16 protein-coding genes are annotated in these 18,003 nt (G+C 29.1%); 13 read left to right on the forward strand and 3 right to left on the reverse strand.

Annotated features, from left to right (window positions below; translation table 11 throughout):
* Nucleotide 1: 1 nt before the first annotated feature.
* From KGF48_RS08170 to KGF48_RS08185, 4 genes are all read left to right on the forward strand, one after another.
* Nucleotides 2-670, forward strand: coding sequence for a V-type ATP synthase subunit D (locus tag KGF48_RS08170; RefSeq protein ID WP_227482033.1), 669 nt, complete (start codon nt 2-4; stop codon nt 668-670).
* Between the two features lie 366 nt (nt 671-1,036).
* Nucleotides 1,037-2,086 carry a putative 2-aminoethylphosphonate ABC transporter substrate-binding protein gene (locus KGF48_RS08175; RefSeq protein ID WP_227867911.1) on the forward strand — a complete coding sequence of 350 codons (1,050 nt, stop codon included), beginning with the start codon at nt 1,037-1,039 and terminating at the stop codon, nt 2,084-2,086.
* 103 nt (nt 2,087-2,189) lie between these two features.
* Nucleotides 2,190-3,179, forward strand: a complete 990-nt coding sequence (locus KGF48_RS08180; protein ID WP_227867912.1) for an ATP-binding cassette domain-containing protein — start codon at nt 2,190-2,192, stop codon at nt 3,177-3,179.
* A 4-nt stretch (nt 3,180-3,183) separates the two neighbouring features.
* On the forward strand, nt 3,184-4,902 hold the full coding sequence (locus KGF48_RS08185) for a putative 2-aminoethylphosphonate ABC transporter permease subunit (RefSeq protein ID WP_227839668.1): 1,719 nt from the start codon (nt 3,184-3,186) through the stop codon (nt 4,900-4,902).
* Between the two features lie 95 nt (nt 4,903-4,997).
* Here the strand turns inward: KGF48_RS08185 and KGF48_RS08190 are convergent, their stop codons facing one another.
* Both KGF48_RS08190 and KGF48_RS08195 read right to left on the reverse strand, forming a co-directional pair.
* Entirely contained in the window at nt 4,998-6,149 is a 1,152-nt protein-coding gene (locus tag KGF48_RS08190) for a GGDEF domain-containing protein (RefSeq protein ID WP_227839667.1), read from the reverse strand.
* A gap of 219 nt (nt 6,150-6,368) precedes the next feature.
* Nucleotides 6,369-8,132 (reverse strand): bifunctional homocysteine S-methyltransferase/methylenetetrahydrofolate reductase, encoded by a 1,764-nt coding sequence (locus KGF48_RS08195; protein ID WP_227867913.1) that lies wholly within the window; start codon nt 8,130-8,132, stop codon nt 6,369-6,371.
* Nucleotides 8,133-8,570: 438 nt separating this feature from the next.
* Here KGF48_RS08195 and KGF48_RS08200 point away from each other — a divergent pair, with 438 nt between their 5' ends.
* From KGF48_RS08200 to KGF48_RS08230, 7 genes are all read left to right on the forward strand, one after another.
* Nucleotides 8,571-9,932: an MATE family efflux transporter gene (locus KGF48_RS08200; RefSeq protein WP_227839665.1), complete on the forward strand. Its 1,362-nt coding sequence runs from the start codon at nt 8,571-8,573 to the stop codon at nt 9,930-9,932.
* A gap of 94 nt (nt 9,933-10,026) precedes the next feature.
* The gene (locus tag KGF48_RS08205; RefSeq protein WP_227827676.1) at nt 10,027-10,731 is read left to right on the forward strand and encodes a GntR family transcriptional regulator; all 705 of its coding nucleotides are present in this window, start codon (nt 10,027-10,029) and stop codon (nt 10,729-10,731) included.
* Between the two features lie 203 nt (nt 10,732-10,934).
* Complete coding sequence (locus KGF48_RS08210) at nt 10,935-11,246, forward strand: PTS sugar transporter subunit IIB (protein ID WP_227827675.1); 312 nt, start codon at nt 10,935-10,937, stop codon at nt 11,244-11,246.
* A 21-nt stretch (nt 11,247-11,267) separates the two neighbouring features.
* Nucleotides 11,268-12,584, forward strand: a complete 1,317-nt coding sequence (locus KGF48_RS08215; RefSeq protein WP_227839664.1) for a PTS sugar transporter subunit IIC — start codon at nt 11,268-11,270, stop codon at nt 12,582-12,584.
* Between the two features lie 74 nt (nt 12,585-12,658).
* Nucleotides 12,659-13,969, forward strand: coding sequence for a 6-phospho-beta-glucosidase (locus tag KGF48_RS08220; protein ID WP_227827673.1), 1,311 nt, complete (start codon nt 12,659-12,661; stop codon nt 13,967-13,969).
* A 22-nt stretch (nt 13,970-13,991) separates the two neighbouring features.
* Entirely contained in the window at nt 13,992-14,723 is a 732-nt protein-coding gene (gene chbG / locus KGF48_RS08225) for a chitin disaccharide deacetylase (protein WP_227867914.1), read from the forward strand.
* 12 nt (nt 14,724-14,735) lie between these two features.
* Entirely contained in the window at nt 14,736-15,053 is a 318-nt protein-coding gene (locus KGF48_RS08230; RefSeq protein ID WP_227839661.1) for a PTS lactose/cellobiose transporter subunit IIA, read from the forward strand.
* 122 nt (nt 15,054-15,175) lie between these two features.
* Here the strand turns inward: KGF48_RS08230 and KGF48_RS08235 are convergent, their stop codons facing one another.
* Entirely contained in the window at nt 15,176-15,640 is a 465-nt protein-coding gene (locus KGF48_RS08235; protein ID WP_227839660.1) for a hypothetical protein, read from the reverse strand.
* A gap of 280 nt (nt 15,641-15,920) precedes the next feature.
* Here KGF48_RS08235 and KGF48_RS08240 point away from each other — a divergent pair, with 280 nt between their 5' ends.
* Together KGF48_RS08240 and KGF48_RS08245 are read left to right on the forward strand one after the other, a co-directional pair.
* Entirely contained in the window at nt 15,921-16,859 is a 939-nt protein-coding gene (locus KGF48_RS08240) for an ABC transporter substrate-binding protein (protein ID WP_227867915.1), read from the forward strand.
* 128 nt (nt 16,860-16,987) lie between these two features.
* The gene (locus KGF48_RS08245) at nt 16,988-18,001 is read left to right on the forward strand and encodes an iron ABC transporter permease (RefSeq protein ID WP_227867916.1); all 1,014 of its coding nucleotides are present in this window, start codon (nt 16,988-16,990) and stop codon (nt 17,999-18,001) included.
* The last annotated feature ends 2 nt before the right edge of the window (nt 18,002-18,003 follow it).

Genomic DNA, 18,003 nt, shown 5'->3' on the forward strand with positions numbered 1-18,003 from the left:
TGTGGCTAGATTAAATATAAATCCAACACGTATGGAAATGACTAGACTTAAGAAACTCCTTAAAACTGCAACAAGAGGTCATAAGCTTCTTAAAGATAAGCTTGATGAACTTATGAAACAATTTCTTGAAATTGTAAGAGAAAATAAGCGATTACGTGAAGAAGCAGAAAATGCTCTTGATGCTGCTTATAAAAATTTTATAATTGCAAGGGCAGTTATGAGTCAGGAGTATCTAGGTTCAGCACTTATGATGCCAAAACAATCTGTTTCTGTAGGTGTTTCTACAAGAAATATAATGAGTGTTGATGTTCCTGTGTTTGACTTTAAAACTGAAAACAATCAAAGTGATATTTATCCTTATGGTCTTGCTTTTACATCAGGGGAATTAGATTCTGCTATGGAAGCATTTTCAGATGCAATGGAACCACTTTTAAGACTTGCAGAAAGTGAAAAAAGTGCACAGCTTCTTGCACAAGAGATAGAAAAGACACGTAGACGTGTTAATGCTCTTGAAAATGTAATGATACCAAATTACATTGAAACTATTAAGTATATTGCTATGAAGCTTGAAGAAAATGAGAGAGCAAGTACTACTAGACTTATGAAGGTTAAGGATATGGTGCTTAAAAAAGCACTTGAAGAAAAAAAGAAAAATGATTTAGTTGGATAATTAAATACTTATAAAAAATAAGCCTAACGTCCTAGTTTATAGGAGTTAGGCTTATTTTGTACAATATTTCAACACTCCTGATGTAAAAGTTATGTATATTCTACCTTGTATATAAAAAAACTTCAAATAAAATCATACTCGTATGGGTAAAAGGGTGTTTTTTATAAGAAGTTTTATGAAGATATAAGGGTCTATATGCATAGAATTTTGTAAAAAAATAATAAATTTAACAAAAATTTCTAAAAATTAACGAATTGTTAATTTATACTTAACTTCATATTAACATATTAGGTGTATTATATAAACATAAACAAAAACAATAAAAAACAATTAAAAAAAGATAAAAACACAAAAAAGGGGGAAGATATGAAAGAATTTATATTTACTTGTCTGTGTATTGTAGTAATTGCATTTATGACAAGTTGCATATCAACAACACCACAAACTACTCAAGGAAAAGGAAATAATAAACTTACAATATATGCAGCATTAGAAGAAGAGCAAATATCTTACTATATGGAAGGATTTAGAGAAGAGTATCCTAATATTGATGTAGAAATAGTGATGGATTCTCATGGTGTAATAGCTTCAAAATTATTAGTAGAAAAGGATAATCCACAAGCAGATGTTATATGGGGATTATCAGCAATGAACATGATAGAACTAAAAGAAGATGGGGCACTTGAAGCATATAAGCCTAAAAACTATGACAAGGTAGATAAGAGATTTAAGGATACTGGAAAAAATGTATCATGGGTAGGTATGAGTGTACCAGAGACAGCAATAGTAGTTAATTATAAAGAACTTGAAAAATTAGGGCTGGATGTTCCAAAAGGATATAATGATTTAATAAAACCAGAGTACAAAGGTCTTATAACAATGCCAAATCCAGCATCATCTGGTACAGGTTATCTTACAGTATCAGGACTTATCCAAATGATGGGTGAAAAAGAAGCTTATAATTATATGGATAAACTACATAAGAATATAGCTACATATACACATTCAGGTTCAAAACCTGCAAAACTAGCTGGTTCAGGAGAATACCCAATAGGCATTACACTTGGATATAGAGCTACACAGCAATTGTCTAGTGGAGAACCTATAGAAGTAGTATTTCCAAAAGAAGGTTCAGGTTGGGATTTAGAAGCAAATGCTTTGATTAAGAAAGATAATATAAAAAAAGAAGCAAAATTGTTTTTAGATTGGGCAATAGGTGATTCAGCTATGGACAGATATGCACATGAAGTAGCAGTGACTTCTATAAAGACAGATAATACTGTACCAAAAGGTTACTCTAAACGTCCATTAGAACAGTTGATTAAAGAAGTTGATTTAAACTCTGCATCAAAAAATAGAAGTGCAGTGTTAAAAACTTGGGAATCAAAATATGGTTCAAAATCTGAAAGTAAGTAAAAGTTAAATGGATTTTTTAATAAAAATAGAGAAAAAAACTTATAAGAAAAATTAAAAAACAAAATTAAAAAAACAAATATAATTGTATAAGGGGAGATTAGATATGAGTTACTTAAAAATAAATAATGTGTTCAAGAGTTATGACCAAAAAAGAGTGTTAAATAATATTAGTTTAGATATTGAAGAAGGTGAATTTCTATGTTTACTTGGGCCTAGTGGATGTGGAAAAACTACATTACTTAGAATAATAGCAGGGCTTGAAGATGTAAATAGTGGAGCTATAATTCTTCAAGATAAAGATATCACAGATTTAGAGCCATCAAAGAGAGGTTTTGGGATAGTATTTCAATCATATGCATTATTTCCAAATATGACAGCATATAACAATATAGCTTTTCCGCTTAAAGAAAGAAAGGTACCAAAAGAAAAGATAGATAAGAAGGTTAGAGAAGTGCTTGAAACAGTTGGATTGAGTAATGAAGCTCATAAGTATCCTAAAGCATTGTCAGGAGGTCAACAACAGAGAATTGCAATAGCAAGAGCATTAGCACTTGAACCAAAGTTTTTACTTTTAGATGAGCCAATGTCTGCACTTGATGCAAAGGTTAGACACAAACTTAGAATGGATATTAAAAAGTTACAGAAAGAATTAAATATAACAACAATAATGGTAACACATGACCAGGAAGAAGCTATAACTATGGCAGACAAAATTGCAATCTTAAATGGTGGTGACATAATGCAGATAGGGACTCCAGAAGAAATATATCAAAATCCTCAAAACCTATTTACAGCTCAATTTATAAGAGATACAAACTGTTTTGATAGAGGAGATTCTATATTAACTGTAAGACCAGAATATGTTCAAATAGAAAAGTCAACAAAAGAAAATTATCATGGAACAATATCTAATATAGAATTTAGAGGGAATCTATTGAGAGTGGAAATAAAAGATAAATTAAATGAAAACTTTATAATAAGTGATGTTTCTATAAAAGAATGGGTTAATTTAAATTTAGTAGAAGGCGACTTTGTAAGTGTAAGTATAGATGAAAAATACTATTTAAAGTATCCAAAAGTTAAAGGAGCATAAATATATGAATAATAATGCTATAAGTTCTAAAAGTATAAATATTAAATCTAAAATGAATTTAGATATAAAAAAATGTATACTTACAGTATTAGTTATGTCTTTGGTAATATTTTTATTGGCACCCATAATCTATCTGTTTGTACAAGCATTTTTAGATAAAGATGGAGTTTTTGTTGGGTTACAAAATTTTAGAGAATATTTAGCTTCTGAAGCACTGTTAAATTCTCTGAAAAATACAATATTTGTATCTGTTATATCAACTATAATATCTTTAACGCTTGCACTAGTCTATGCATATGCACTAACAAGAACAAAGATTAAGTTTAAAGGACTTCTTAAATCTATAGCGATGTTTCCTATGTTTGCTCCTACAATGATGCACGCTATAGGTCTGGTATATTTATTTGGAAACCAAGGAGTAGTGACTAATTTACTTGGAATAAATATTCCGATATATGGTTCAATTGGAATAGTATTAGCACAAATTATATATGTATTTCCTCAATCATTTCAAATACTTTATATATCACTAAACTCAACTGACTATAGATTATATGAAGCTAGCAATGCTATGGGAATAAGCAAGATAAGAGAGTTTTTAAGTATAACGATACCTAGTATTAAGTACTCTTTAATAAGCTCAGCATTTGTATCCTTCACATTGTGCTTTACAGACTTTGGAGCTCCAAAAGTTATTGGAGGAGATTTCAATGTATTATCAATAGATGTATACAAGCAAATTATAGGGCAGCAAAATATGCCTATGGGAGCAACTGTATCAATATTACTTTTAATACCTGCAATAATATCTTTTATAGTAACTAAAAAAATCGAAAAAAATCAAAATTCATATATAAATTCAAAATCAATCCCATATAAGGTTAAATCTAATAAGTTAAGAGACAGTATGTTTGGAGTCATTGTAGGAATTATTGCATTTGGAATAATAGCTGTAATGTTGACTGTAATCTTATCTTCACTAATATCTGTTTGGCCATATGATTTAAGACTCACACTTGAACACTTTTCTATGAAAAGTAGTATTGATGGAATTAAGCCATTTATAAATTCAATAGAAATGTCATTACTGACAGCGATTCTTGGTACAAGTTTTGTTTTCTTATTTGCATATCTAAACGAAAAAACAGAAAAAGCTCCATATTTAAAGTCATTTGGATATTTTTTAAGTACATTGCCTATGGCATTACCAGGGTTAGTGTTAGGTATAGCTTATGTACTATTTTTTAATAAATTAGAGTTTAATTTGATGGATACAATATACATTAAAAACTTATTTAATGGATTGTATGGAACATTATTTATCATGATTATATGTAATGTAGTACACTTTTTCTCAGTGGCATTTATAACTGCAACTACAGCTATTAAGAAAGTAGACAAAGAATTAGACATGGTGGCAAAATCGATGGGAATAAATAGTGCATCAATTCTTAAGAATGTAACAATACCACTTTGTTTGCCAGCAGTTTTAGAAAATTTTATGTATTTTTTCTTAAATTCTATGGTAACAATATCAGCGCTAGTCTTTATATATACAGCAAGTTCGAAGGTTGCAGCTATATCAATTGTACAGTTGGATGATAAGGGAAGTACAGCACAAGCAGCAGCACTGGCTGTATTGATATTAATTACAAATGTACTAGTTAAAGTAATTCATGAATTTATAAAAAATCGTTTGGAAAAAAGAGCAAATTTTAATTAAAGAAGTTATTGTATAAAAATACACATATAAATAAGTCTATTCTTATAATTTATTGTTTATAGAATAGACTTTTTTATATAAATTTAAAATAAATATTAATCTTTTTTATTAGTTTTTCTTTTGTTATAATACATTTCAGAATCTGCACGATGGTATGTATCAAATAAAGAGGTATCTAAGTTTTCATCAAAGACAGCATATCCAATAGACATGGATAAATTTAATTCATTAGTAGAGTTTTCTTCAATTATTTTTAAGTTAATCTTATCGACAATACTATCTATTTCTTCACGATAGGAATCTTTCAAAATAATTATATACTCATCTCCACCAACACGATAAACTATATGCTTTTTATTTATTACATCTTGTATAATTTTACTTGCATTTTTGATGTATAAATCTCCTGTTTGATGGCCAAATTTATCATTGATTTTTTTAAGACCATCTAAATCTATTGACATTATAGAAATTGGTATTTTGAGATTTGAATTGTTTAAGTTATTCATATCTATTTCAAAAGCATTTCTATTTTTTAAGCCTGTTAGATAATCAGTATTGGCAAAATCAGTATATGTAGGATTAGATATACGTTTAAATAGGATTACTGCTACTAATGCGGATATTAAACAAGTTAATAAAGCTATAAAAGGAGTAACTATACTTATAAATCTAAAAGTATTGTATTGATGTTTTGCTTCAAATTCAATTCCCATTACTCCAACGACTTTACCGGCATCATTATGGATAGGAAAATACGATATAAATATGTGTCCCCAGGACGTTTTCTTTATTTTTTTAGGTAGCAATATATTATTATCTAGTGCTTTGTTAAGGTCACCCCAAATCTCTTTTTCTATCAAATCACCAGCATTTCTAAAATCACTTCTAGATGAATCTAAACCATCAACAACATATACCAAGGAGTTGTCTTTTGTTTTTTTTGCAGTGTATAGGTACATAACTCCAGTAGTATTTTTTACAGATTCCAATAGCACCTTAGCACTTTTATAAGACTCTTTTGAGTGGTCTTTTTCAGAATTAATTTCAATAAAGGTATCTTTATCAAGATTTTTTTCTACATATTTATATATATGTCTTGACCTCTCACTTAAAGTATAAATCATATCATTATAAGTGAGTGCATAATTAAAAAAATAAACACATGAAGAAGAAATTATTACAATAATTGCAGTAAGTATTGAAACTTGCATATCAACTCTATTGAATTTTTTATTTATTTCCATATCCCAAATTTTTTGTGAAAAAATGTTTCACAAAATCTCCTCATAATTAATGTATAGCTATAAATATTACCATAATATACATATATATTATCAAAATCATCTAAAAATTACAATCTATAATTTAGCTTAAATGATTCAAATACAAGGCTTTCTAGAATTACACTATACTTTAATAAATAAACATTATAATATCTTAATAGTATTTGTATTATAATTATTTTATTTGTCAATACCTGCTAATATATCACATACTATGTCAATTCTTTTAAATGGTGTAATGATATAATAACCATCTACATAAGGTTCAATTTCTTTTGCTATTTGAGTTGATATATTGATAGCAAGTTTAGTAGCTTCTTCCTTTGAAGCTTCTTTGTACATATCTATAATTTCTTGTGAGACAGTAATTCCTGAAATTTCATTATTCATAAAACAAGCATTTTTGTAACTTACTACAGGTATAATTCCACCTAATATCTTTGCAGGAAGTATTTCTTTAGCTTTTTTTAAGTTTAATAGAGCTTGTTCTGTTAAAACTGGTTGAGTTAAAAACATAGTAACCCCATTTTCTATTTTAATCTTAGCATGCTTAAGTTGAGAATCAAAGTTTGTTGCATTTATATTTAAAGCTCCAAATATATTAAATGGCGTATTAAAGGTATTTTCATTTAAAGTTTTTATGTAATTTGCTAGTATAGAGGAGTTGAAACTAAACATAGCTTTTATTTCATCTCTTTCAGCAGAAGGTATAGGGTCCCCAGTTACTACTAACACATTGTTTATGTTTTCAATATTTAATCCTAAAAGAAGAGCTTTTGTAGCATTAATGTTTCTATCCCTACATGTCATATGTGGTATAGGAGTGATGTCTAACTCTCTTTTTATTTTGCAAGCTAATAAACTACTATCAACTCTTGCTCTTGCTATAGGGCAGTCAGCAATTGTTATTGCATCAACTCCATAGTTTTTTAGTTTTTCAGCACTATTCATAAAAAAATCAATATCTGTATCAATAGGAGGGTCTAATTCAACTGCTATAATTTTTTTACCTACGTCAAGCTTTTCTAAGAGCTCGTTTTTTGTTACAGATTTAATTTTTTCTTTTGGAGAAATATCATTTTTTATGTCAACATTGCCTTTGTATGAAGAATTTATTATTTCAACAGTCTTTTTAATAAATTCAGGTGTTGTACCACAGCATCCACCTAGTATATGAACTCCTTGATTTAATATTTCTAGCATCTGTTCTGAAAAATAGTCTGAGTTATCTTCAAAAAATGTACGATTATTGATAATAGTTGGATAGCCTGCATTAGGCATAATAGAAACTATATTGTCATTAATATCAAGTGTCTTTATAAAATGTAATAAATGGTGGGGACCAGAGATACAATTAAATCCTAGTGCATCAATATTTTTGTCCTTGGAAATAGATTTAAAGATATTAGTTCCACTTTTTCCAAGCCTAGTAAAGCCCTCTGGATTAACTGCAAATTCTGTTAAGATAAATGCGTTTGGTTGTTTTTCCTTTATATAACTTGAGATTTCTGGTAAATATTCATCACTACTAAATGTTTCAAATAGAAAATTAGTTGCTCCAATTTCTAAAAATACATCTACTATTTTCTTATAATCAGGTAACAAATCTCTATCATTTAGAGCAGGTATTGGGCCAATATCAGCAAATATAAATACATCTGTATTTCTTGTTGCCTCTAATGCAATTTCATAGCCACTTTTTATAATATCTTTGACCGTTTTAAAATCACACTCTAGAAGTGTTTCATTTGCTGCAAAAGTATTTGTCTTAATAGCCATACATCCAGCTTTTATATATTCCTTGTGGATAGATAATATTGTAGATGAATCGTTTATATTGGCCATTTCACAATTGAAAGGACTATTTTTTAGTTTAGAATAGTATGTACCCATTGCACCATCAAAAACTAAAACAGAGTCTTTAATATATTCATTTATGTTCATTGCTTCACCTCACACGAATTTAAAATATTTTAAGTATTAGTATATCAACCCAAAAAAATCTTGTCAATATTTGGAAAATATAGTGGAGCATCTTAGCTTATATAACAAGTTTGCTAGTGATTTTGATATACTTGCTTAACTGATATTAAAATAAGAACTATAATAGTGATATAGGGATATAATTATATATATTGCCATAAGTCAAAGACAAACACTGTAGTATTTTTCTAGAGTTGATAAATTTTGAAGCTATATAGACCTATGATTTATATTAAACTATTAAAAATGATTATTATAATTAAATTTTTATAAATAGGGTATATTGTATAGAGTAAAATTTGTATTCATGATTGGAAATAATAATGTAAATATCCAAAGTGTTAAGTATACTGTTATAGAGAAATAACACATGATAGATTATAAAGACAGAGGTGGAAAATGAAAAATAGACTTGATTTAACAGAAGGAAGGATTACTGAAAAGTTACTTAGACTATCACTTCCAATAATGGGGACTTCATTTATACAAATGGGATATAATATGATAGACATGATATGGGTTGGTAAAGCTGGAAGTAAAGCAGTAGCCGCAGTTGGGACAGCTGGATTTTTTCCATGGCTTGCAATGGCATTTATTATGATTTCAAAAGTAGGTGGGGAAGTAAAGGTAGCACAAAGTATAGGAGAAAATAATATAAGCACAACTAAATCATATATAAAATCAGCAGTAGAAATAAATATTATGTTGGCAATAATGTATACTATGGTTTTGATAGTACTCAATAAACAACTAATAGGGTTTTTCAGATTGGGAGATTTAGAAGTTATATCTATGTCCAGACAATATTTAATAATAGTAGCTTTAGGTATGGTATTTTATTTTATCAATCCAGTATTTACAGCAATTTTCAATGGACTTGGGAATAGTAGAACACCTTTTTGCATCAATACAATAGGCCTAATAACCAATATTATACTTGACCCTGTGCTAATTTTTGGATGGGGACCTACTCCAAAACTTGGAGTTGCAGGAGCTGCTATTGCTACTGTATTTGCACAAATAGTAGTTACTACGTGTTTTCTATATATAATATTTAAGAGTAAAGAGGAGTATTTTAAGATAAAAATCTTCAGAAAAATAGAACTTAAATACTATAAAGTGCTATATAAATTAGGTTTTCCTGTAGCTATACAAAGTGGAATGTTTACAATATTTTCAATGTTACTTGGTGTAATAGTAGCTTCATGGGGACCTGTTGCAGTTGCAGTGCAAAAAGTAGGGTCACAAATAGAAGCAATATCATGGATGACTGCTGAAGGATTGGCTGTTGCATTAGGAAGCTTTGTTGGACAAAATTATGGAGCCAAAAAGTACTCTAGAATAAATAAAGGATGTAAAATAGCTATAATTGTATCTTCTATACTTGGAATAATGACAACCTTAGTATTGATATTTGCAGGTGGAAGTATTTTTTCTGTTTTTATAGATGAAAGTGAAGCAATAGAAAAAGGAGCGATGTATCTTAAAATATTAGGATACTCTCAATTTTTTATGTGTTTGGAAATAATAACAACAGGAGCTTTTAAAGGGTTAGGAAGAACCTATATACCTTCTATAATAGTTACTGTATTGACTGGTGCAAGAGTACCATTAGCTTATTTTATATCTAGACCAGAAATATTAGGATTAAATGGTGTTTGGTGGAGTATAACACTATCAAGTATATTAAAGGGAATATTAATGATAAGTTTATTTATATATCTGCTTAAACTTGGGAAATTATATAAGGTATCTAAATAAAATTTAATTTGTATTAAATGTATAGACATTTTGTTTGTTTGTATATAAAATTAACTTATCATATAAAAGTTCGAATTGATGAGGAGTGAATTAAATGAAAGAACCAATTTATAAAGTTATAGAAAATCATGTAAGAGAACTAATAAATTCAGATAGTTTGAAAGAAGGGGATTTAATCCCATCTGAAAAGCAATTAAGCGAAGAATTTAATGTGACTAGAATGACTGTAAGGTCAGCATTAAATAATCTAGTTAAGGAAGGTTATATAACTAGACAAAGAGGTGTAGGAAGTATAGTGCTCGCAAATAAAATATACGATAATATATCTTCTGTAAGTGGATTTACTAAGGAGATGGAAAATAAAGGTTATAAAGTATCTAATATATTGGTATCTCTTGAAATAGTTCAAGCAGATGAAGAATTATCAAGTAAATTGAACATTAGCTTAGGAGAAAATGTATGGGAGATAAAAAGAGTAAGATTGGCAGATGAAACAAGGGTTTCATATATGATTACATATATGCCAGTTAAGTTATTTCCAAATTTAAATAAGATTCATTGTGAAAATTCACTTTATAATTTTGTAGAAGAAGTATGTGGATATAAAATAGCTATGTCAGAGAGAGAAGTACAAGCTGTAATATCAAATGAGGAATGTATGACTAATTTAAAGATTGAAGAGCCAGAAGCACTTTTATATATAAATCAAGTTTGTAAGTTACAAAATAGTGAGGTTTTTGAATACTCACACACATATCATCATGGATATACTTTAACTTTAAGTGCTGTTGTCGAATAAAAATTAAGAAAAAATGAAAAAGTTTTCTTGAAATGTATATACATTTGATATATAATAATATCAAGAAATAAATGTATATACATTTAAAAATAAAATATATACATTAAAATAAAAATTAATAAATAAGGACACTTTAAATGTATAGTTTAAAGATATTGTGACTTAAAAAGATACTTAATAAATTCTAATTTGGAGGTAAGAAAATGATAAAAATAATGTTAGCTTGTTCAGCAGGGATGTCAACTAGTTTATTGGTTACAAAAATGGAGGATGCCGCGAAGGAAAACGGTATAGAAGCAAAAATATGGGCTATATCAGAAGTGAACTTAAAAAATGAAATAGAAAATTGTGATGTCTTACTTTTAGGACCTCAAGTTAGATATGTATTAGGAAAAGCAACTGAAATGGCAAAACCACATAATATTCCAGTAGAAGTTATAAATATGATGGATTATGGAAGATGTAATGGGAAAGCTGTCCTAGATAGAGCAGTAGAATTAAATAATTCAAAATAAAATTGTACTGGAGGATGTAAAATGGAAAAATTCATGTCATTTATGGATAAATATATAGTGCCTGTAGCTGCAAAGGTAGGGGCTCAAAGGCACTTGGTAGCAGTAAGGGATGCATTTATAGCAATGATACCTATAACTATGGTAGGTGCATTGGGAACATTGATAAACAACTTGCCATTAGAAGCATATAAAAATCTGATGGCAAGTATATTTGGAGAAAATTGGACTATGTTTGGAGGAGACCTTTGGTGGGGAGCTATAGGTACGATGGCAGTATTTTTAGTAATAGGTGTTGCATATTTCCTAGCAAAGTCTTATGAAAGTGATGGATTACAAGCTGGGCTTATAGCACTATCTATATTTTTTATAATGGCTCCACAAATTGGTAAGATAGTTCCAGAAGGTGGTACTAGCGCAGTTGAAGGATGGGGAATGATACAACAGACTTACTTAGGAACAGCAGCACTCTTCTCTTCTATATTAATAGGGTTATTATCTGCTGAGATATTTGTAAGATTATCTAAAGTAAAGAAATTAACTATAAAAATGCCAGATGGAGTTCCACCAGCAGTTTCAAGATCATTTGCAAAGTTAATACCAGGAATGTTAACTATAATGATATTTACTGTAATAGGAATATTTATAAAAATGCTTTCAGATGGAAGTTTCTTAACAGATATTTTGAATACTTACTTAGGAGCACCACTATCAAATGTAGCTGATAGTTTAGGTTCTACAATGCTTATTGCATTTATAATTCATATACTTTGGACTGTTGGTCTTCATGGTGCAAATATAGCACTTCCTTTTACAGAAACAATACTTATGAAATTAGGTGGAGAAAACGCTGCATTAGCTCAAGCAGGTGCAACTGAAGGATATCATGTACTTGCAGGTTCATTCTTTGATGCATTTGTGTATTTAGGTGGTTCAGGAATGGTATTAGGATTAGTTGTAGCTTTATTAATAGCAGGAAGAAGACGTAAAGAGATGATATTGTTAGGGGGACCTCCAGCAATATTTAACATAGGAGAACCATTAATATTTGGGCTTCCAATAGTTTTAAATCCTATTTTTATGATTCCATTTGTACTTGCACCAGTAGTGTGTAGTGCTGTATCATATTTAGCAATAGATTTTGGATTAGTAGCACCAGTAATTTTACCTAAAATACCTTGGGTAACACCTCCTATATTAGGTGGAGCAATGGCTACAGGTGACTGGACTGGAGGAGCTTTAGCACTATTTAATTTAATATTGTCAATATTAATATACATTCCATTTGTTATAGCATCTGAAAAAATGGAAGCTAAAAAATTAACAAAAATTGACAACTAGGTAATTTTATTCGACAATAAACAGATAAAGTTCTGTAATATATACTAAATTATAAGTAAGGATGGTATAATGAGATGAAAAATGGGCTAAAAATAGTTACAATTGGAGGAGGTTCAAGTTATACTCCTGAACTTGTAGAAGGTTTTATAAATAGATATAAGGAGCTACCTGTAAAGGAATTATGGCTTGTAGATATAGAAGATGGAAAAGAAAAACTAGAGATAGTAGGGAATCTAGCTAAAAGAATGGTAAAAAAAGCTGGAATAGATATGAAAATAAATCTTACTTTAGATAGAAGAGAAGCTTTAAAAGACGCAGATTTTGTAACAACACAACTCAGAGTAGGCCTTTTAGATGCAAGAATTAAAGATGAAACTATTCCTTTATCTCATGGAGTTATGGGACAGGAAACTAATGGTGCAGGTGGGTTGTTTAAAGCTCTTCGTACAATACCAGTTATATTTGATATAATAAAAGATGTGGAAGAATTATGTCCAAATGCATGGATGGTGAACTTTACAAATCCAACAGGAATAATAACAGAAGCTGTATTCAAATACACTAACTTTAAAAAATATATAGGTCTATGCAATGTCCCAATTCATTTAAAAAATGATGTAGCTAAACTATTCAATGTAGAAAGTGATAGAATAAGTATGGATTTTGCAGGTCTTAATCATATGGTTTATGGTCTTAATGTAGCTTTAGATGGAGAAGATGTTACAAATGAAGCAATAGATAAGTTTGTTAAAGCAGATATAAGTATGCAAAATATAAAGGCAATTGATTTTAATGCTGATTTTATAAAATCTTTAGGTGCTATACCTTGCCCATATCATAGATATTATTATAAAACTAAAGAAATGCTTGAAGATGAGTTATTAGAGTTTAAAGAGGGAAAAGCTAGAGGTCAAGTGGTTAAAGAATTAGAAGAACAATTATTTGAATTATATAAAGATGAAAAACTAGATATAAAACCACCTCAACTTGAAAAAAGAGGAGGAGCTTATTATAGTGATGCTGCTTGTAATCTAATAAGTTCTATATACAATGATAAAAAAGACATCCAAGTAGTTAATACATTAAATAATGGGGCTATAAGAGACTTTAAAGATGAGCAGGCAGTAGAAGTAAGTAGTGTAATAACAAAAAATGGACCAAGACCATTAAGTATAGGATATTTACCAGATTCTGTACATGGGTTAGTAAGTCAAATTAAGTCATTTGAAGTTTTAGCAGCCAAAGCAGCTGTATATGGAGATTATGATTCTGCTCTATTGGCACTTTGTATAAACCCATTGATTCCATCTGATGATTTGGCAAAAACTATATTAGATGAAATGTTAGAAGCTCATAAAGATTATCTTCCTAGATTTAATAGATAGTTTATAGAAAGTAGGTTATGGTATGACTAAAATTATAATAAATGCAGATGACTTTGGATATTGCGAAGCTGTGAATTATGGTATAATATCAGCTCATAATAATGGAATAGTTAAGTCTACATCTATGATGGCAAATATGCCTGGTGTAGAACATGGAGTAAGGCTACTTAAAGAAAATAGAGATTTAAATTGTGGAGTTCATATGACTTTAAGTTGTGGTAGACCATTACTGTCTAACTTAAAAACTATTGTTGATAAAGAAGGTTTTTTTATTAGAAGAATTACAGACGAAATTATTAAAAAAATGGATTATGACGAGATTTATAGAGAACTTTGTGCTCAAATAGATAGAGTAAAAGAACTTGGAATAGACATATCTCATTTAGATAGTCATCATCATATTCATACTTTAGTAAATTTAAAACCAATAATAGAGAAAATTGTAAATAAGTATAATCTTCCAATAAGAGGAGGTTTTGAATACGATTTAGAGTATTCAAAAATAGTTCCATTAATAGATAGCTTTTATAAAGAAAATGTGAGTGAAGAATATTTTATAAAAAATATAGAAGAAATAATGAAGTATGATGTAGTGGATATTATGTCTCATCCAGCTTTTTTAGATGATTATATTTTAAATTCTACATCTTATGCAATTGATAGAACGAAAGAGCACAAAATACTTACATCTAAAAAAGTCAGAGAGTTTTTTAGAGAAAATGGATTAGTCATATCAAGCTATAGAGATATTTAGGAGGTAATACAGATGGATGAGAAGATGATAGAAATATCTTTTGGAATAATTGGATTTGCAGGTGATGCAAAAGGTCTAGCTTTTGAAGCTATAAAAGAAGCAAAGAACGGAAATATAGATGAGGCTAGAGCGTGCATTGAAAAGTCAAAAGAATCAATTCATAAAGCACATAAATTCCAAACAGAATTAATACAAAATGAAGCTAGTGGTAATAAAACTGAAATGAGTGTTATATTGGTTCATGCACAAGACCATTTAATGACATCTATGAACTTTCAACAACTAGCAGAAGAATTTGTAGATTTGTATGAAAGATTGGAAAGCAAGTAGTCTAATTTAACTATTATGAAAGAGTGTTTTTAATAATTTCTATAATTATTAAAAACACTCTTTTTTATTAGAATAAATTTAAAAGTTATAACTTAGGAATCTATTATTATTTTATTAATGTTTTAAAATTTAGATTTTTCGTAATTGTAAGGTATACTAGTACCAACAACTACATCCTCAATTTTTTCAATAATAAGCCAATCATCCATATTCCCTTGGTGGTCGAAATCAAGAGGTGTTATTTCTTGAACGTTTTCAAACTCAACCAAGCATAAACACTTTTTATGCCAACGAATTTTTTGCTTTTCGGATAAATTTAATTTTGATTGATTTTCATCTAGAACTTTGCAAATTTCGTCTTCTGTTAATTTAACATAGTTGTCTACTTTTTTAACAGTAGCCTTTGCAGAAATTTTTGAAGTTCCTTTTTCCATAAAATAAAGTAACTCTCCTTGAAATACTCTGCTATGTGGTATTTTTCTACCAGCAGCACCTCTAATTACCAGCGTCTTCGTTCCCGCTAAAATTTTGTCTAAGACCTTTTCTCCTTTTTTCCCTGCATTATCACAATATACTAAATGTACCACGATTTAAATCCTCCTTACTAAATTACTGTTTTGTACCTTGCATTTTATCACTGTTTAACTGAAAAGTCATTCTATTTATTATATTTACATAAAAAACAGGTATAAAATTTATTGTCAAATAAAAGAAAACCTTATCTGTAGTATATATAATTAAGATTAATTAGGAATTTTTATCCTTTTGCAAAATAATATTGACTAAAACTAGAAAAATGCTATAATAAATATGTGCTTATGATAATCAATATCATATAAGTATAATAAACAAGTAGGAGAAATAATCATGAAAAAAATAAAATCATTAGCAATATTTATATCTATTATAACTACGTTAGTACTTGTTACAGCATGTTCAGATAGTAACACAGATAATAAAGAAAAATCAGATACAAGAGTTGTACAATCTGTTAAGGGAGAGGTGAAGATACCATCAAATCCTAAAAAAATAGTTGATATATCAGGAAGTAGTGAGGAATTATTAATAGCTGGCTATAAACCTATTGCAACAGCAAATATAGACTCATATGAAACTGATAAATTACCAAGTTACATAAGAGAAGAACTTAAAGATGTAAAGATAGTAGGTCACTCTATGATGGATACTATGGATATGGAAGCTATATTAGAAGCAAATCCAGATTTAATAATAATGAGTCAAAGACAAGAAAAAATCTATGACCAATTAAAAGAAATAGCTCCTGTAGTCATGATGAAAGATTATGCAAATGACTGGAGAAGTAAGTTAACTGATGTTTCAAAAATATTTGATAAAGAAGACGAAGCTAAGGATTGGTTACAAAAGTATGATGAAAAAGCTACAAAACTAGGTAAAGAAGTTGTAGAAAAAAATGGAGAAAAAACTTATTTACCAGTGTTAGCAAGTTCAGGGCAATTTATGGTGTTTAGTGATGGAGGAATTGGAACTTTAATTAATGATGATATGAAATTAGCTAGACCTAAAAATATGCCAAAGCAAGATGGAATAACATTACCAATGGTAAGTATGGAAGGTCTTACAGATATAGATGCAGACCATATAATTGTGATAGCTACAGAATCAGATAAAAAAGATTTAGAAAATAGTGCTATATGGGCTCAAATAAGAGCAGTAAAAGATGGAAACATAACAATACTTGATGCAGCTCCATTTTTCAGCCAATCATATAATCCAATTGGAAAAGAGTTGTTATTAGAATCAGTTAAAAATGAATTAACAAAGTAATTCTTAACTTATTAGGTGTGAGATAATGATGTTCATTTTTCACACCTATTTTTAATAAGTTTAAAATTATAAAATACCTAATGAATATTACTGTACTAACAATTAAAAGGGAAAAGGAGGTAGGATAATTGACTACACTTAGTAAAAAAAATCTGACTTATTCGTTGATATTAATAAGTATAGTTGTGCTTGTATTTGGAATTGTATTATCCATAACTATTGGGGCTAAAGATATGAATCTATCGACTGTTATAAGTAGTTTGATAAATATGGAAGATGGAATAAATATGAGAATAGTGAAGGATGTTAGACTTCCAAGGGCAATAGCAGCAGCACTTGTTGGAGGATTTTTAGCAGTTTCAGGTGCTATAATGCAAGGAATAACAAGAAATCCTATAGCTGAACCTTCTGTTATAGGAATTACACAGGGAGCTACATTTGCAATTGCAATATCATTAGTACTTCAACAAAAATTTCCTAAACTTATACATGGGAGCTTTAGCATAATGATATTTGCATTTATTGGAGCAAGTATAAGTGGTTTATTTATATATTTTATAAGTTCCAAATCAAGAGGAAGAGTTAATAACGTAAAATTAGCTCTTGCAGGGGTAGCTCTTGGAACATTGTTAATTTCTTTGGCATCTGCAATATCCATGTACTTTAATCTATCTCAGCAATTAAGTTTTTGGATATCAGGAGGACTTGTAGGCGTGACGTGGGAAGGTATAAAGCTATTATTTATAGTTGGAGGTATTGGATTTATACTATCTATGATTATGGCCCCAAGAATAACTATCCTAAGTCTTGGAGAAGAAGTGGCAATAGGACTAGGACAAAAAACTGACATTGTTAGGTTTATATGTATAGTCTTAGTAATATTAATGACTGGAGCATCTGTTTCAGTATCAGGTAATATTATTTTTATAGGTCTCATAGTTCCTCAGATAGCTAAAGGAGTAGTAGGCTCAGATTATAAGTATATAATACCAAGTTCTTTGGTTCTAGGAGCTGTGCTACTTGTATATACGGATATATTAAGTAGAATGATAAATCCTCCATATGAGACTCCAGTTGGCTCTATAACTGCTCTTATAGGAGTTCCAATATTTATATATCTTGTTAGAAAGGGGAATAAATAGGT

The sequence above is a fragment of the Clostridioides sp. ZZV15-6388 genome, assembly GCF_020657755.1.
Taxonomy (GTDB): domain Bacteria; phylum Bacillota; class Clostridia; order Peptostreptococcales; family Peptostreptococcaceae; genus Clostridioides.

Bases quoted from the DNA above. Each gene is read 5' to 3' on its own strand.
- KGF48_RS08175 (WP_227867911.1), top strand. From the start codon at position 1,037: ATGAAAGAATTTATATTTACTTGTCTGTGTATTGTAGTAATTGCATTT.
- KGF48_RS08180 (WP_227867912.1), top strand. From the start codon at position 2,190: ATGAGTTACTTAAAAATAAATAATGTGTTCAAGAGTTATGACCAAAAA.
- KGF48_RS08185 (WP_227839668.1), top strand. From the start codon at position 3,184: ATGAATAATAATGCTATAAGTTCTAAAAGTATAAATATTAAATCTAAA.
- KGF48_RS08190 (WP_227839667.1), bottom strand. From the start codon at position 6,149: ATGGAAATAAATAAAAAATTCAATAGAGTTGATATGCAAGTTTCAATA.
- KGF48_RS08195 (WP_227867913.1), bottom strand. From the start codon at position 8,132: ATGAACATAAATGAATATATTAAAGACTCTGTTTTAGTTTTTGATGGT.
- KGF48_RS08200 (WP_227839665.1), top strand. From the start codon at position 8,571: ATGAAAAATAGACTTGATTTAACAGAAGGAAGGATTACTGAAAAGTTA.
- KGF48_RS08205 (WP_227827676.1), top strand. From the start codon at position 10,027: ATGAAAGAACCAATTTATAAAGTTATAGAAAATCATGTAAGAGAACTA.
- KGF48_RS08210 (WP_227827675.1), top strand. From the start codon at position 10,935: ATGATAAAAATAATGTTAGCTTGTTCAGCAGGGATGTCAACTAGTTTA.
- KGF48_RS08215 (WP_227839664.1), top strand. From the start codon at position 11,268: ATGGAAAAATTCATGTCATTTATGGATAAATATATAGTGCCTGTAGCT.
- KGF48_RS08220 (WP_227827673.1), top strand. From the start codon at position 12,659: ATGAAAAATGGGCTAAAAATAGTTACAATTGGAGGAGGTTCAAGTTAT.
- chbG (WP_227867914.1), top strand. From the start codon at position 13,992: ATGACTAAAATTATAATAAATGCAGATGACTTTGGATATTGCGAAGCT.
- KGF48_RS08230 (WP_227839661.1), top strand. From the start codon at position 14,736: ATGGATGAGAAGATGATAGAAATATCTTTTGGAATAATTGGATTTGCA.
- KGF48_RS08240 (WP_227867915.1), top strand. From the start codon at position 15,921: ATGAAAAAAATAAAATCATTAGCAATATTTATATCTATTATAACTACG.